General features: G+C 65.9%; 8 protein-coding genes. 5 read left to right on the top strand and 3 right to left on the bottom strand.

Annotated features, from left to right (window positions below):
* The first annotated feature begins 113 nt into the window (after positions 1 to 113).
* The gene (locus BCF44_RS53440) at positions 114 to 1025 is read left to right on the top strand and encodes a helix-turn-helix domain-containing protein (protein ID WP_116182299.1); all 912 of its coding nucleotides are present in this window, start codon (positions 114 to 116) and stop codon (positions 1023 to 1025) included.
* Positions 1026 to 1775: 750 nt separating this feature from the next.
* A complete protein-coding gene (locus BCF44_RS53430; RefSeq protein ID WP_147329071.1) occupies positions 1776 to 2171 on the top strand; it encodes a hypothetical protein in 396 nt (131 codons plus the stop codon).
* A gap of 1457 nt (positions 2172 to 3628) precedes the next feature.
* Here the strand turns inward: BCF44_RS53430 and BCF44_RS58390 are convergent.
* Complete coding sequence (locus BCF44_RS58390) at positions 3629 to 3859, bottom strand: transposase (RefSeq protein ID WP_246016319.1); 231 nt, start codon at positions 3857 to 3859, stop codon at positions 3629 to 3631.
* Positions 3860 to 4337: 478 nt separating this feature from the next.
* On the opposite strand from BCF44_RS58390, the gene BCF44_RS53420 reads away from it, so the two are divergent.
* From BCF44_RS53420 to BCF44_RS53405, 3 genes are all read left to right on the top strand, one after another.
* Positions 4338 to 5510: a PucR family transcriptional regulator gene (locus BCF44_RS53420; protein WP_116182296.1), complete on the top strand. Its 1173-nt coding sequence runs from the start codon at positions 4338 to 4340 to the stop codon at positions 5508 to 5510.
* Positions 5511 to 6733: 1223 nt separating this feature from the next.
* Positions 6734 to 7207 carry a helix-turn-helix domain-containing protein gene (locus BCF44_RS59460; protein WP_170218263.1) on the top strand — a complete coding sequence of 158 codons (474 nt, stop codon included), beginning with the start codon at positions 6734 to 6736 and terminating at the stop codon, positions 7205 to 7207.
* A gap of 233 nt (positions 7208 to 7440) precedes the next feature.
* Complete coding sequence (locus BCF44_RS53405) at positions 7441 to 10053, top strand: helix-turn-helix transcriptional regulator (RefSeq protein ID WP_170218262.1); 2613 nt, start codon at positions 7441 to 7443, stop codon at positions 10051 to 10053.
* A gap of 7 nt (positions 10054 to 10060) precedes the next feature.
* Here BCF44_RS53405 and BCF44_RS53400 read toward each other — a convergent pair whose 3' ends face one another.
* Together BCF44_RS53400 and BCF44_RS53395 are read right to left on the bottom strand one after the other, a co-directional pair.
* Entirely contained in the window at positions 10061 to 12700 is a 2640-nt protein-coding gene (locus BCF44_RS53400; RefSeq protein ID WP_116182292.1) for a LuxR C-terminal-related transcriptional regulator, read from the bottom strand.
* Positions 12701 to 13972: 1272 nt separating this feature from the next.
* The gene (locus BCF44_RS53395; protein WP_116182291.1) at positions 13973 to 15094 is read right to left on the bottom strand and encodes an SDR family oxidoreductase; all 1122 of its coding nucleotides are present in this window, start codon (positions 15092 to 15094) and stop codon (positions 13973 to 13975) included.
* Between the last annotated feature and the right edge of the window lie 230 nt (positions 15095 to 15324).

The following is a 15324-nucleotide window of genomic DNA, read 5'->3' as shown; positions in this document are numbered from 1 at the left end:
CGACACTGTGGGCTGCGTGCACACGGCCCACCACGAACGCCGCTGAGAGCATCCACCCGCTCACGTGACGGCACCACTGTGCATCCCAATCGGCAGAGAGGCACACTATCGCCATGAGCAGCGACAACGCCCGGCTGAAGGAGCTGGGGGACTTCCTGCGGGCGCGGCGCGCCGAGCTGACGCCGCAGGCCGTCGGGCTGCCGTCCGCGCCGTCCGCACGTCGGGTGCCGGGCCTGCGCCGTGAGGAGGTGGCCCGGCTCGCGGCGATCAGCACGGACTACTACCGGCGGCTGGAACAGGGCCGGATCCGCGCCTCCGGGCCGGTGCTGGACGAGCTGGCCCGGGCGCTGCGGCTCACCGACGACCAGCGGACCTACCTGTTCGAGTTGGCCGGCAAGCCCTCGGGTCGGCCGCGCGTCAGGTCGGCTCGGGCGATCAGTCCGCAGCTGCGGCGGCTGCTTGATCAGTTGCCGGAGGGTCCGGCCTTGGTGTTGGGCAGCGGCATGGACATCCTGGCGTGGAACGGCCTGGCCGCTGCGCTGATCACCGACTTTGCCCGGATCCCGGAGCACCAGCGCAATTACGTGCGGATGGTGTTCACCGATCCGGCGATGCGCGTGCTCTATCCGGACTGGGAGGACGTCGCTCGCAAGGCGGTCACCAATCTGCACATGGACGCCGCTCGGCACCCGGACGATCCGCGGTTGGCCGGGCTGGTGCGTGAACTGTCCACTCGGGACGCGGACTTCCGGACCTGGTGGCACGGCCAGCACGTCGAGAGCAAGGGACAGGGCACCAAACGGTTCCACCACCCGGTCGTGGGTGATCTCACGCTGGACTGGGACACGCTCATCTGCGACACGGCGCCGGACCAGTTCGTGATCGTGCTGACCGCGGAGCCAGGCACCCCGTCGCACGACGCGCTGCGCATCCTGGCGTCCTGGGCGGCGGTGCACCTGCCCACCACCAGCCCGAGCGCCAATTCGGACGGCGAGGGACCGCTCGCCGCCCCACGACCCCTGTGATAGCCCTGTCGACCAACGCGAATGGCCCATAGTCGAGGTGAGGATCGGCCGAACCCGGCGGGGCAGTGTTGGTGATCTTGGTCTGCTGGTTGGCGCTGTACTTGGAGATCGCACAGTCAACCGCGCGGGGGTGGATCCGGTTCACCCGCCGGGTTGTCCGCGCCAACGAGAACGTACGGCGCCCGGCGATCACCGCAGAGTCACGTGACTGCGGACTGGTCGCTGAATACCAAGCGCTTCAGTAAAACTTGGAAAGTTTTCCGATTTAGGGTCATTTGGTATCGGGTTGCCTTGGAGCTTCGGTAAAGTTGTCACGCTCGAACATGCGACTGCGTGTCGCTGTTGCGTGTATAGAAAGGAGTGCTTCGTGCGGAAAAGTCTCCTATCGGGGGCGGTCGTCGCCAGCCTCATTGGCGGCGTCATGGCCTTCACTATTCCGGCTACTGCGTCGGCGACCCCCCCTTCGCCTGTCGTCGAGTTGGTCGGCTTCTATGCGACCCTACAGCTTTGCGTGACCGCCAGGAACACTGCGGAAGAGTCGACGCAAAAATGGGACTACAGCTGCCTGCGAACTACCGGCAACGCGCCAGAGCCCTGGGTGCTCGTCTATGGAATTTAGGACTGATCTACACTGACGCCGACTGCGGAGTGTGATCTTGGTTGGCATATTGAGATCACCTCAGTGGCCGGTGGCGTGAGCCGCGCGACCGAACTCCGAAACGAGGAAGTCCTTCGGCATCATTCGGAAACGTGGTCCTGCCGGACGAGGGTCGACGGCTAAACTCCTTTGAGTCGAAACGTCCAACTAAGGGTGAAGACATGCCAGGAAAGCGTTCCTTCGTCGCGACGGGTCTCGCCGCGATGGGTCTCGTCGCGATGCTCGGGGGAGTGGGCGTCGCCGCGGCATCGCCGGCTATGGCCGCTGAGCAACCGCTGAAGTGTCAGTACTGGAACGACCAGCACACCTTCGGTGTCAGCTGCGACCCCAACGGCGTTACCCAGTACCAAGCGGTAGCCCGGTGCAGCAACGGCAACTGGTACCTAGGCCCATGGGTCGCGCGTGGATGGTCATACGTCTACTGCTCGACCTACTATGCGACGTACGTCCCGAATACCGGACGTGAGCAGCACACCTTCGAGGGCTGACCGCGTCACAGCGCACTTGGACACGCACTGGGCGCAGGCACGGTCCCTGCGAAGTCGGTGGCGCTGGTCAGGCCCGAATTCCCAGCAGCGTGGGCGGCCGGGTGACGGCTAGCGCGGTGTGCCGAAGCGCGGCGGCGATCAGCAGGATCGTGGTGAGCATGCGCGGTGTCCCGCGGCGGTGGCGTGGATCGGGCACCACGGCGAGATGTTCATGCAGGTCAGTGATCCTGTCCAGGATGGTCTAGGAATGCTGGCGACGGCCAGGGATCAGGGATGAGGCGGCAGGCACGGTACCCTCACGCGATCATCAGGATTCGACACCTGGATGATCACTGGCGGCCGTGTCTGCCTCTCACTTGGCCAGACCAGCCCGACACGTCTTTGCCTAGACTGTGGCCGATCCCAGGCCCGCCACCACGTACTCACGTACCTGACGCGGCGGCTCGTCGGCGTCCCACGCCGAGCTGGCGAGCGGGCGTGGCATGGCTGGCCCGGCGTGCCCGGCAAGTCCCGAAAAGTTCTTCTTCGGCGCGCGGAGCTGCCGGGAGACATCGGGTGGAAGGACACTTGCGTGTGCAGGCGGTCGAGTTGGTCGCCGTCGCGACGCGGTTCGGCCGGTTCTGCGGGAAGTTCGTCTGTCACTGCCACAAGCTCGAGCACGAGAACATGGGCATGACGTGCCATTCCGCATCATACCGTCGGTGCTGCACGACATCGAGATGTGCGACGACGTGGGCACGGGCGACCTGCTCGGGTGAGCCTCGGGGACGGCGACCGTGTACGAACTGTGGATCCCGAAGCGAGAGCTGTCGAGCCGGGCTCTTCACGGTGGCGTCCGCCACCGGCGCGCCAAGCTGAAATTTCGCGACGGCCAGGCGTCGTTCGCCTGGTGCGATCGACAGGATGGTCGAAAATGAACAAAAGGTGTATCATTTCCGAATGAATGGTTAACTATCGTTAGTCCTGTGTGGACCGTACGACAGCGCACTCCTTGAGCGCGGGCCGTTCGACGCCGGCGGGGTCGTCGATGAGTGCCGGTCGGGACGCGGCGGTTCGATGTCGGTCCAGAGTGTCTCCGACATGTGCTCGCTTCGTCGCGGGGCGTGTGGGCTGGCTCACCTATTTCGGTCGCGCCGTGGCTGCGTGGTGTTCGCGCGAACTTCGTGAGGGAAGTCCTCCAGGTGAACCATGTTTCGCTCGGGTGGCCTACTGAGTTCACTCGGCGTGACAGACTGGCCGTGCCTGTTAGAGCGCTCTATAGCTCGTTTGGCGGGTGTTTAAAACTTTTTTTGGTATCTGGACGAGTGGTGCCAGAGGGCGAGGCCGGTATGGTCGAGGAAGTTGAAGCAGAGCAGGTAGTTGCTGCCCGCTCGGCACGAGCCGAGTTTGGCGGCGATGCGAGCTTCGTCGGGGGAGTCCGGGCAGAGGCTGACCAGTTCGCGTGCCTTGACCTTGTCTCACGCCAGTTCCATCGGGTTGAGGTCGCGGGCATAGGCGGCCAGCGGCTCCATGCGCAGCCAGTGCCGCTGGATGGCCGGGCAGGCGATCAGGTCCTTCGACCGGTGTGCGGGCGGGCCGTCCCAGATCGAGGTGACCGGCTGGTCATCGAGATGCTCGCGCGGATCGGTCCGGAACTCGATCAGCGATGTGGTGTTGAGGGTGCCATCGCGCACGCCGAACACGAACACCGACTCGCTGCGATCGGACCGGTAGGCCGGCGCCCTCGGACATCGACATCTGCTTCCAGGAGAATCGGGTGCAAGACCGGTGTCTGCCCCTGGGGTGCCCGGATGGCTCTCACCACGGGGGGCAACGAGAATCTGCTCTCGTCTTGGAAGCAGATCCACGCGTCGCGCCGTTTGGTCACCCTATGATTCGGGGTCACTCATTTTTCATTCAGGCGTTGATGGCTTCGACGTGTAAGAGTTCGGGCAGGGAAAATAGTTCTGCTCGGCGAGGTGCCACGAAGCTGGAACGATCGAGACGTGAAGTCAATTCGCATTCGTTCTTCCGGTGGTGCCCTGGGGTTCGGAAGCCGGTCCGGTTCCGACCCGATTTTTCCCTGACTCGTCATGAGAACGCAAGGAGCGCAGTTCTCCTTCGAATTCCTCGCGTGAGACGTGGCTCGGCTTGTGCGCTGTTTTTCGACTTGGACGGGGCATCCCGATGACGGTGATAGACGACCGACCTGGCCAGCTAGGGCAGCGAACTGCAGCCGAGACCGACGCGCTGACCGCGCTCGCGGACCGGCTCAGCGGCGATGTCATGCCCGCCCGGGCGCGAGAGGCTGCCAGCGCGCTGTACGGCGAGGTGACGCGTGCCTATGCGCGGATCCTGGCCGGTGTTCCTGAGATCGTCGCGGACCAGCGCCGCAGAGTACGGGCGGCCGGACGCGCCCTCGTGGCATCCGGCGGCTCGCTGGACGTGGCAGCCGATCATCTCGGTCAACTGGCCGCGCACCTGGTGAACTACCTTGCCACGAGGCGACCTGATGTGCTGCCCGCGCTGGTCAACGCCGGCAACCTCGTGTTGCGTGACCTACTTGCGGCCACGGGCGACCAGGTTGCCAGCCGAGACCGCGCCTGGCTGGCGTGCGAGGTGGTCCGACAGCTTGTCGCCGGTGGTGAGATCCCGCCTGGTGTCGAGCGCGACCTCGCCGCAAGCTACGACATCCTCGTGCTGCGTCCGACCGACGAGTTGATGCGACACCGGCTGGTTGGGTTGCTCGACACGTTCGAGCACCCAACGATCTTGGGGGCTCCTGTCGACAGAGGTGCCGTCCTGCTCATCCCGGCATCCCCTGGCCATCAAGTGGAGCAGGTGGTGGACCACTTGGCCGCCAAGCTGGGAAGCAAGCCCTGGTGTGCCAAGACGCATCGGACGCGCGACCTGATCGCGTCCGGGTACGACGAGGCGGCCGACATTCTGACGCTGGCGATGTCCTCGGGGCGGCAGCCCGGCTTGTTCTGCCTGGACGATTTCCTGATCGAGTACGCCGTGCTGCGCCAGAGCTCCGTGACCGACAGTCTGGTTGCGATCGTCAAGCCGTTGCTGGCCAACGAAATGCTGCGCTCGACGCTGGCGGCACTGATCGAGTTCGATTTCAACCGGAACCAAGCGGCGCAGGCGCTGTTCATTCACAGATCCACTTTGGACTACAGAACCCGACGGATCGAGGAGATCACTGGATACAGCCCGACCAGCGGCCGAGGCGGGCAGGTGCTCAGCGCGGCGATGACCGCGAGCGCGGTGGCCAGCGCGCTCGACGGATCGGTGCGGTCTTCGTCGGCCATCGACGAACCGGGCAGCTTCGCATATGGCAAGGGCGTTCTCCGGTAGTCGCAGCCCCAACCCGCAGGGCTTGGCACTGGGTGAACTAGTCGTTCCGGTCACCGATGCTCCGCGGCGTGCGCGGGGGCTCCCGAGGGCGAACAATGCCGCCCCGGGTCGCAGTCCGAAGCGATGACAGCCCAGGGCATGGCAAGCAGCAGGGATCGCGAGCCGGCTCGCCGGGCTGCCGTCAGCAGTCGGTCGGCGACGGCGTTCATCCACGCGGCGGCTGAGGTCACTGGGGAGCCGGGCGTCCGGTACAACGACATCGCCCTCCTAAGACGGTCGACAATGCCCCGAGACTGCCAGGCCGACCTCGTCGGGCCTGATCAAGGCGCTCTGTTCGGCGCCGTGTGGGCGCCCTGAGTAGGACAGTCTCGTTGACGCGAGACGGTGACGCCAAGCCACCACAAGCGTGCCCGGGTTTTGTGGAAAGTGGCGCGGCCGCAGCACCGACGTGGAGGTGTCGACTGCTGCTACGTAGTAGGCCGCTGATGTGGGCACGACTGCTGGTGAATCGTGCCCACATCGGTGTGGATGGTTCTTTACCAGCATCTGGCAGTTACGAATACGTACCAGTCGCCCGTTTGTGTACCTTTTAGCTCAATAATTTCGGCGTGCTTGAGTCTGATCTTGCCTGAGACGCACTTTTGTCCCGCATTTAACTCCGCTTTCGTGGTCGCTATTTCCTTGCTTGTATCGACGCCGGCCCCGTTTACGACACACTTGCTTCCGCCTGGCGGCTGTGTACAGGGTTCAGCGGCCGTCGCGGTGTTAGCGCTGACGAGTGCGGCGCCGCTCGCGAGCGTGGCGGCGACGAGGACCTTTGCTATCAGCATTCGCATGACCGGTACTCCTTTTAGCTTGCAATCCGGCGCTGAACTCAATCTGTTCCGCGTCGAGTGTATGTGTGCACTCGGTGTCGCCGACGTCGGCTGGATAGTGTATTTTCTTGGGTAGACAACCAGCCGGTCGAACGCCGGAGGATACGCTGGTGTGACACCTCAACGTTTCAATTTAGTGATGTGGTTGTATGGTAACTCGCTTCCTTCTTGGAGGAGCCTGATTCCATGTATTGCGGACCATCTTCCTTGCGACAAGGAGTCGCTGGATCAAATACTGGTTCGCGTGCCTGTTGGCGGATGTCGCTATAAAACTGACGGAGATGCTTGACGTCGAGGCCTCTTGATCATAAAGAGACCTGGGCGAGTACCCCTCGGCAGGACCGCCAGGTGCGACATCGCCTGGTGGTCCTGCGACACGTCGAGGAAGTCACGGGCAACCTCGCCATGGCCTGCCGCTACTTCGGCGGCACCCGACCGACCTACCGCAACTGGCTACGCCGATACGAGGCCGAGGGCGTCGACGGCCCGCACGACCGCTTGAAGCGACCCCGCGGCAGCCCGAACACCGCCACCCGTCGAGGTCGTCGAGAAGATCGTCCACCTGCGCCAGCACTACCACCTCGGACAAGCGAAGATCCAGATGTACCCGAGGCGGTACCACGACGTCACCCTCAGCAAGTCCGGCGTGTAGCGCATCCTCACACGCCTGCACATGACCCGACTCCCGGCCTCGCCGCGATACGAGCAGCGCGACCTACTGTGGAAGCGCTACGAGACAAGCAACGACCCGAGCCATCGCCTCCAGGTCGACGCGAAGTGTGGAGTTTTGTCCGAAACCTTCCATATTGTGTAAAGGCGTAATTGATCGAGAGTTGTGCATAGGCGTGTTCCGCGGGTGCCTGGGAGCTCTTGGTGTTGATGGGGGGATTGACCAGTGCACTGTCGGTAGGACGGCCAAAGTTTGCCCGTTTGTCCGCCATGAAGTTCACCCGTATGCCCACGATGGGATGATGCGGCGTCAGACCGTGACTGTTCGTTCGTCCCCTGGAGGAAGGATCGGTAGGGAGGAAGCAACGGCGATGGTGCGAGGACAAGTGCTGATCGGTCGGGGCGAGATTCTCGCTGCGCTGGACTCCGCCCTCGACGACATGGCTGACGCGGGCGGGCTGGTGCTCGTCCAGGGGGACGTCGGAAGCGGGAAGACCGCTGTGCTGGCTGAGGTGGAGCGAGTCTGGTCGGACCGCGGCATGGAAGTGGTCACAGTTCCGCTGGGTGACACCCCAGCCTGGGACCTGTTTGGCGCCCAGGCGATGGTGTCGGCCGTCCGCGACCGGTTCGAGCGAGTGGGCGACCGCCGCCTCGCCGATGCGCTGACCGGTGTCACCCGACTGTGTACGGCCGGGACTTATCTGAGCCGCTCGGGACGCTCCGCTCTGACGGCCGCGCTGACGGGGATGTTCGCCTGCCTTCGCCGCGGCAGGCAGGTCGCGGTGCTGATCGACGACGTGCACGCCCTCGCGTCGCCGCTGCTGGGGGTGGCGGCGGCTTGCCGGGCGGGCTGTGTTGTGGTCGCCACCTATGTGGAGGAACACGCGGTGGCCGAACTGACTCCGGTCATCGAGGTGGCCGAGCGCCGGTTGGACCTGGCGCCGCTGGGCGGGCAGGATGTGGAGGTCTTGGTCGCGGCGTGGGCGGGCGTGCCGGTGGACCCTGCAGTGTTGCCCGCTATCCGCGCCTCGTTGGGGCCGCTTGCCGGCAATCCGGCCACTCTGCTCGCGGTCCTGCGTGCACTGCGAGACCAGGACCGATTCACCGAACTCCGCGGCGTGCTGTGTCTTCGGGAGAAAGCGGCCCCCATCGCGCTGCCGACCGGCCACTGGCTCGTCCGGCGAGTGGAGGCGCTGGGCGATGTGAGCCGGGAAGTGGTCGCGATGGTTGGCCAGTCCGAGCGGCTGCGTGTCGATGACTTGTGCGGCTTCGCAGCAGTCATCGACCGTGGGCCGTCCGGCTGCGGTGGTGTGCTGGACCAGCTGGTTCGTCTAGGGGCTTTGGAGGCGGATCCGTCGGGTCGGTTGCACTGCCCGTGTCCCGCGCTCGCGGTCACGGTAGCGGCTGGACTGGGGCGACCGGCGGTGCGCCAGCTCCATCGAGCGTTCGCCGAGTACCTGCTACGCGACGAGCACGTCGACTGCGGCGTCCTCGCCCACCACGTGCTCCAGGCTGGATCTGCGATGCCACGTGTGCCGGCGATCGTAGACCTGCTGGCTGTCGGTGACCGGATCGCCGTGACGAGGCCGGAGCAGTCCGCCCGTCTCTATCACGCGGCACTACTGCACGCGGACCGGGAACACCCCGCTGCCGGGCGGATCACGTCCAGTTTGCTCCGCCTGCTTGTCCGCATCGGACGGTTCGACTGGCTCGGTGAGGTCGTCGAGGATGTGGCCGCCGAGCGCGCCGCAACACACCGGGTCGAACTCGCCTGCGCGGCCACCCTCGCCGCCCTGCACACCGGACGCCCCGTGTCCGGCCACGTGCGGGCCGTCCTGTCGGGAACACCGGGCAGCGACCGCCCGCTGCAATTGGGCGACCGATGGTTTGCGGCCGACCCCGGCATCTCGGCGGAGGACGTGGCCGAGGCCTTCGAGCCGTTCGTCGCAGCGCCGACACGTCGCCGTCACCTGGGGACGGGCAGTTTCCACGACGAACTGCTTGTCGCGTCCACACGCTTCGACTTGGTCACGGTGTTCCAGAATCTGTTCGGTGCGGCCTACCACGCGCCTGTGGACGGCCCACTCGCGGCGTATCACCGGGTACTGGCCGGCTACATCAGCGGGCAATGGGACGCCGCGCTGTCGGCGGCCACCGACCTGGACCTCACGACAACCGCAGACACACCGAGCCTGCAACTGTCCAGGCTGTTCGCGGCCGAGATCTGCGCCTACCGCGGCGAATACAAACAGGCCCGTTCGTGGCTGGCGGAGGTGCCGGACAACGGTGGGTTCATCGCGGCGCGCGGCTGGGTGGAGATCGGCATGCTTGTGATCGAGGGCGACCGTGAGACGGCGTTCCGGCAGGGCGTGAGATTGTATGCGCTTGCTCAGGCCAAGGGGGAGGACTTCGCGATGGCGCTGTTGCTCCTGCGACTTGCGGGCGCCGCCTTTACTTTGGGCCTTATGGACTGGGCACAGCGCGTGCTCGCTGACGCCGAGGAGCTGTACCGGCGCCAAGGTGACCGGGCCTCGCACTGTGCGACACTGATGATGCGTGGGCTCGTAAGCCGGGACGCCGATGCCGCGCAGGCAGCGGTCGCGCTGGCCCGTTTCCAAGGCTATAAGGTGCAGCTCGCTCAGGCGTGCCTGGTCGCGGCGACCGTCGCGGCGGACCCGCAGCCGCTGCTGCACGAGGCCCATTCCATCGCCACGGAGCTCGGCGCGGAGGCGATGCGGACGTTGGTGAGGACCGTGATGCGCCATTTCGGCGTGTTCCCACCGCGGACGCAGGCGTCCGGGAACGGATTCTCTGACATCGAGGTACGCATCATCGAACTAGTCCGGGATGGTAGGACGAACCGTCAGATCGCGGTGCGGTTGCGGGTCAGCGAGCGGACGGTGGAGAACCACCTGAGCCGGCTGTTCCTCAAGACCGGGTGTCGGTCCAGGGTGGACCTCGCGACGGCGAGCGTGGCCGGCAGGCTGAGCGGGACCTGAGCGCGGCTCATGCGTCGAACTGCCCGTTGAGGACGGCCACGGCCAGTTCGACACGTGAACGGTGACCGGTGCGGGCGAACAGACGGGACAGTCGGCCCTCCACGCTTTTTTCACTGGTTCGCAGGGCCATCGCGATCTGTTTGTTGCCCATGCCTTCCGCGACGAGCACGGCCAGCAGCCGTTCGTTTTCCATCACTGTGGACTGACGCCCGGGAACCGGGATGTTGTTTTCCCGCATTAGGTTGCGCATCCAGGAGCGCAGCAGCAGCGCGTCGGCATCGCCGAGCAGCCCGTAGGCCTCGGGCAGCAGCTGTGGGTCGGCGGCGCCGATGCTGACGAGGTGGTCGATGACCAGAGCCAGTTGGATGGGTTGGCGGAGGTGACGGGCCAGGCGCAATGCCTCTCTGCCGGCCTCGCCACGCGGGTCGAGTGCCGCCTGTATCGCCAGGCAGTGCATTCGTGCCCGGTCGGTGCCCAACGTGTGTGCCACCTGCTCGGCCTCCCGCCGGCACCGCTGGACGGCGGTGATGTCGCCGGCCGCGAGCGCCAAGCTGGCCGCTACGTACCAGAGTTCATCCGTGCCGACGACCGCGCCGGTCCGCGATGCCTCGGTGAGCGCGGCGTCGATCGTGGCGCGGGCGCGGTGGGGCTCGCCGAGCACCACGGCGATCCATGCCTCCGGGCCGGCAAGCAGATGGGGGAGCACCGGTTGGGCGGACTGGGCGCCGGAGAGCAGGTCGCGGGCACGAGCGATCCGTCCGCGGGCCAGCAGGATGACGGTGGCGGTCTGGATCATGCTCACTTGGCATGGACCGTAGCCGAAGGAGGGACCGCCGACGATGCAGCGGCGGGTCAGTTCGAGTGCCTGGTCGCACCGACCACGGCGGGCCGCGAGCACCGCGTGTTCGGCCAGACTCAGCTGGGAGGCGGGGCGGTCCTGCTCTGCGAGTAGCCGTTCCGCGGTGTTGAGGTCGCCGATGGTCAGCAGGGCGCCGATGTAGAGGTTGACTTGCTCGCAGTGGTGGCCGCCGTGGTGTCGCCACTGAGGCAGCATGGTCACGAGACGATCGAACTGGTCGTGCTGGCCCAGCCACAGCCCGGCCAGCGAGCCGAACAGGTCGGCGCGGTAGCGGGCGGTGGCACGGTCGCGCCAGTCCACCGTCGTTTCGTTGAGTAGTTTCCGAACTTCCCGCCATTGCCCGAGTGTGTAGAACGCGGCGACTCTGGTGATGGCCTGATCAAAGGGACTATCGGGCCACGGCCACACCTCGCCGCGTGCGATCTGTTCGGTGGTGGCGAAGTCTCCGGTGGCGTGCAGTGCTCGCAGGTGGGCGAGGTGGACTTCCTGCAGCAACTCCGGTGACAGCTGGTCGGGCAGGTCGTACAGGAGCGTGTCGGTGGTTTGCAGGCACTGGGTGGACTTGCCCTGGAGCATGCAGACGATGGCGTGATCGACCAGCGTGTTCGCACGCTGGCTTCGATCCGGTGCCAGCTCGGCAGCCGCCAGTAGCCAGCGTTCGAGGTGATCCTCGGTGTGGCGGATCGCCACGCCGGCGCGAGTGAGCAGGCAGGTTCTGGCGCGGTCGGGGTCGACCATGCGGCCGGCGTTGACCAGTTGGTCGGCCAGGTAGTTCGGATCGTCGCAGAACGCTTGGCCGTGCCAGAGCGCGGTCACCGCGGCCTTGGCGAGCCGGCGGCGTTCGTAGGGGCCAAGTTGGCCGGTCAGCACGGCCTCGGTGAGGGGCAGTTGGAAGGCCCAGCGCCTTCTCCCGGGCAGGTAACGGAGGATTCCGCGGGCGCGTAGCAGGTTCAGGGCCTCGGAGACCTCGGGTTCGGCGATGCCCGTGGTCTGCGCGACCAGGTGGGCGGCGACATCGCCCAGCGGGTTCAGCACAGCCATCGCTTTGGCGACTGACCAGGCCTGGTGTCCCATGCGGCGGACGTAGAGCGGGAGGTCGTGATTGTCCGGCAGGGTGGGCGTGGCATCGCGCTGTGCGAGGTAGACGTGGCGGTCGACCACGCGGATCGCGTTCATGTGCCTGTAGGCATCGAGTGCGGCGTCGAGCGCTCTGGGCCGGTTCCTGGTGAGTCGCCGCAGATGTCGGACGAGTTGGGGGACGGGCTTGGCGTTGAACCGTTCGATGATCAAGTCAGTGACCTCGGCGGTGGTGAGTGGCCGGAGGTTGACGATCTCGGCCAGGCCCTCGCGGACCAGTTGGGACAACACAAGCTGGCTGGCAGATCCGGCTTCCGGGGTAGCGGTCAGCCTGACGGCGCACACGCATCGTGCCCGTGTTCCGACCAGTTTGCGGATCAGTGACTCCAGCTGGCCGAGCGTCTCGGTGTCGATCCATTGCGCGTCGTCGATCGCCAGTACCGTGGTTCCCTGGCTGAGGAGTTCGCTCGCGTTCGGGAGTCCTGGGCTGCCGAAGGGGCCGGGCAGGTCGGAGGAGCCCTGGGTGAACTGCACGGTGGTGACGTGTGTGCCGCGTTTGCGCAGCGTTGTGCATATTTGCTCGAGTGTTGTGCTCAGGCCGATTCCGCACGGACCGACGATCGTGATCAATGGCGGGCCCAGCGGTCGGTTCACGGCGTCGAGAACGTGATTGATCGTGTTGGCTCGATCGAGTGCGGCTCGGCTGTGCACGGGTGCGGCTCCAGGGTGCGAAAGGTGAATTCTCTTCGTGATTGCTTCGGCGGGTGCGTCTCCTTTCCGACGGCCGCGCGCCCATTATGGACTCCCGAGGACAGTCCTCCGGCTCGGGTAGTTGGGGTTGGCGAGCGGAATCGATTCGGCCGCACGGCGCGGGGCCGGCCGGCGGCGCGAACGCGGATGCTTGCCAAATCGCGCTGGTGAAGCCCGTCCGCCAGGTCGTCGGCGTATCGCCGTGTCGCGGCCGGCGAGTTGGCCCAAGCCGACGGTCCGGTCGAAGTCGGACCTGGCAGGGGCCGGCTCGGTCGCCCCGACTCCGGCCACGCGCCTCGACTCGCGCCTGCTGGTGTGTGAACCGCGACGGCCCGGACCGGCTCGAGGGGTGGGACCGGCAAGTGTTGCCGCGAACGAGTGAAGGGGCTGACGAGTCCCGACCGGTGCAGCGACCTCTGGCGTGACACGGGTGGAGTACGCGGCCATGGCTGCCGGCATCACCGACCAGAATCAGCACCGCTGGCACCGCGATGCGGCGGGGCAAACTCGCCTGCACGAGGAGAAGGCGGCGCACTGGCAAGGTATGCGGCGTCCTCGGCGAGTGGGAAGCTACGGTTCGGGCGCACCGGTGGTGGCGGCTGCTCCGGCCAGAGTTGGGGTGGCGCCAGCACGGCTGCTGACCATTTCGTCGATGACCTGTCGAGCACGTTCATGGACGACGCGGTGGACACGCCGGCGGCCAGTCGGGCAGTGGGACCTGGATACCGCGTCGTCCTTGAGTCCGTGTCAGGACGACTGGCGGAGCGGATGTTCGTGCGGGATGGGTCAGGCCGTCGTGGCCACGGTGGATCCGATGCATGGGGACATGCCGGTGGGCCGGGTGGTCTCTTTGTCCGTATCGCGTCGATCAGTTTTGTTCAGACCTCGGCGGAAGTGTCGGTGTCGATGACCGCGGGTTTACTGCCAGGGTCGCGTGGTGCGCGGCGATGATCACATCTTTGTCGGGTGTGATGAACGCCGGACGGCGCATCGTGGTCACGGGGCGCGCAGGCCAGGGCGATCTGCGGCGTTGTCGCATCCGCTGCGAGTCCCCATGATGGTCCGGCGTCATGGCTGCCGGATAGCCGACGGACGCGGAATCGGCTCCGCGTTGTGCGGGCGTGTCACGATTCCTCGAATTTTGGATGGATTTCCGATGTTCTCCGGCGCTGCGACTCGTTGGATCTTGGGGTCGATCGCGAACCTACGAACCGTCGAAAATCCCGAGGCTGCCTACCACACCGTTGAGACGGGTAGCGAGGTGCGCACTGGTGAATCCGTCGAGTCGCGCACGGCACGGAAGGGCTTCCGTTGGCCGGCGTTGTCGGACCCGGTGTCCTGGTTGATCCTAAAATGCGGGTCCGAGTGCGAGATGGTGGTCAGCATCGCGACGTTGGACTCGAGCGTCAGTTCGGCCAGCATGCGGTTCGGAGGGAAGAGCTCGGACGCGTAGTGCACGCCGGACGGTATGTTTCCGGTCTTCGACAGTAGGACGGTGCGGGCAGCGATGGTGGCCGTGACCGAACTCAGGGCGTGTATCCGCAGGACGGCGGTCCGATGCGCGGCCTGGATGGTATCGGTTCGTGCCACGACCAGCAGATAGGGCCGCGAGACCGCCATGTCCCGTTGGCAACCCTCGATCAATATGTCCGGCGTCAGGTTGCCCCCGTCCAGCACAGCCGCAGTGGCGCGCCCGTCCAACACCGCCGTCCAACTCCCGGTGTCGAGCCCGCAATACTCAGCCAGCCGCCGCGATTCAGCGGACAACAAGGGGACCGAGCGGACATCGGCCGGAAAGAAGGGGTTCGCGGGCACGTCGGGAACGGCTCTTGACGGAAAGCCCGCGCGCCAAGTCCGCAGCGGACGCTCGGCGGAGACCTGGCGCACGATCTCGGTCGCGTACGACAACGTCGGGTGGAACAGCCCTCCGAAGTGCACGGTAATGCTGTCGCCGCGCGTCTCGGGGAGCGTGAGCACATGCCGGCTGAGTAGATTCGTGCAGCACCGGATCCCTTCGGCCGCGAGCACCACGGTCTGACCGGAGACGACAGGGGACAACGACTCGGGGCCGACGCCGCCGGTGGCGTCGATGAAGCTCGAGCCCGCGTCGACTACGATGGCCGCGAGCCCGCTGACTGCGGGGGCGTCGAGGTCGAGGCAGTTCACCACCGTATCGCAGCCCTGGCTAAACCTGGTCAGCGACTTGATGTCGTGGACGTCGACACGTTCCACCCGGTCTTCGTCCGTCTCCTCGTGCACGCCAACCGCAAGGCGGAGCTGGTATGCGTATCGATCGCGCAGGAGCCAGGCCACCTTGCGGCCGACGGCGCTCGTGCAACCCAGGATGCCGATCACGCGACTCAGTCTGTGGACGCCACTCAACCGTGATCAATCCGAACTGTGGGGAAAATTGTCGCGGGCGTGCTCTTTCTTGAGTCAGCCCGGCGCGCGATCGAAACCGGTTCGGCGCTCGTCGTGTCCGATCAGGTGCACTGACGTGATCTCGTGTGTCCTGAACGTGGAGGGGTGCTGATGTAGGTAGTCACTCGGAAGCGGTGCTGCGCGGGGGATGAAGGATCTTGGCC

This window comes from Kutzneria buriramensis, assembly GCF_003387475.1.
Classification (GTDB): domain Bacteria; phylum Actinomycetota; class Actinomycetes; order Mycobacteriales; family Pseudonocardiaceae; genus Kutzneria; species Kutzneria buriramensis.
This window is presented reverse-complemented; position numbering and strand designations above follow the sequence as displayed.

Bases quoted from the DNA above. Each gene is read 5' to 3' on its own strand.
- BCF44_RS53440 (WP_116182299.1), top strand. From the start codon at position 114: ATGAGCAGCGACAACGCCCGGCTGAAGGAGCTGGGGGACTTCCTGCGG.
- BCF44_RS53420 (WP_116182296.1), top strand. From the start codon at position 4,338: ATGACGGTGATAGACGACCGACCTGGCCAGCTAGGGCAGCGAACTGCA.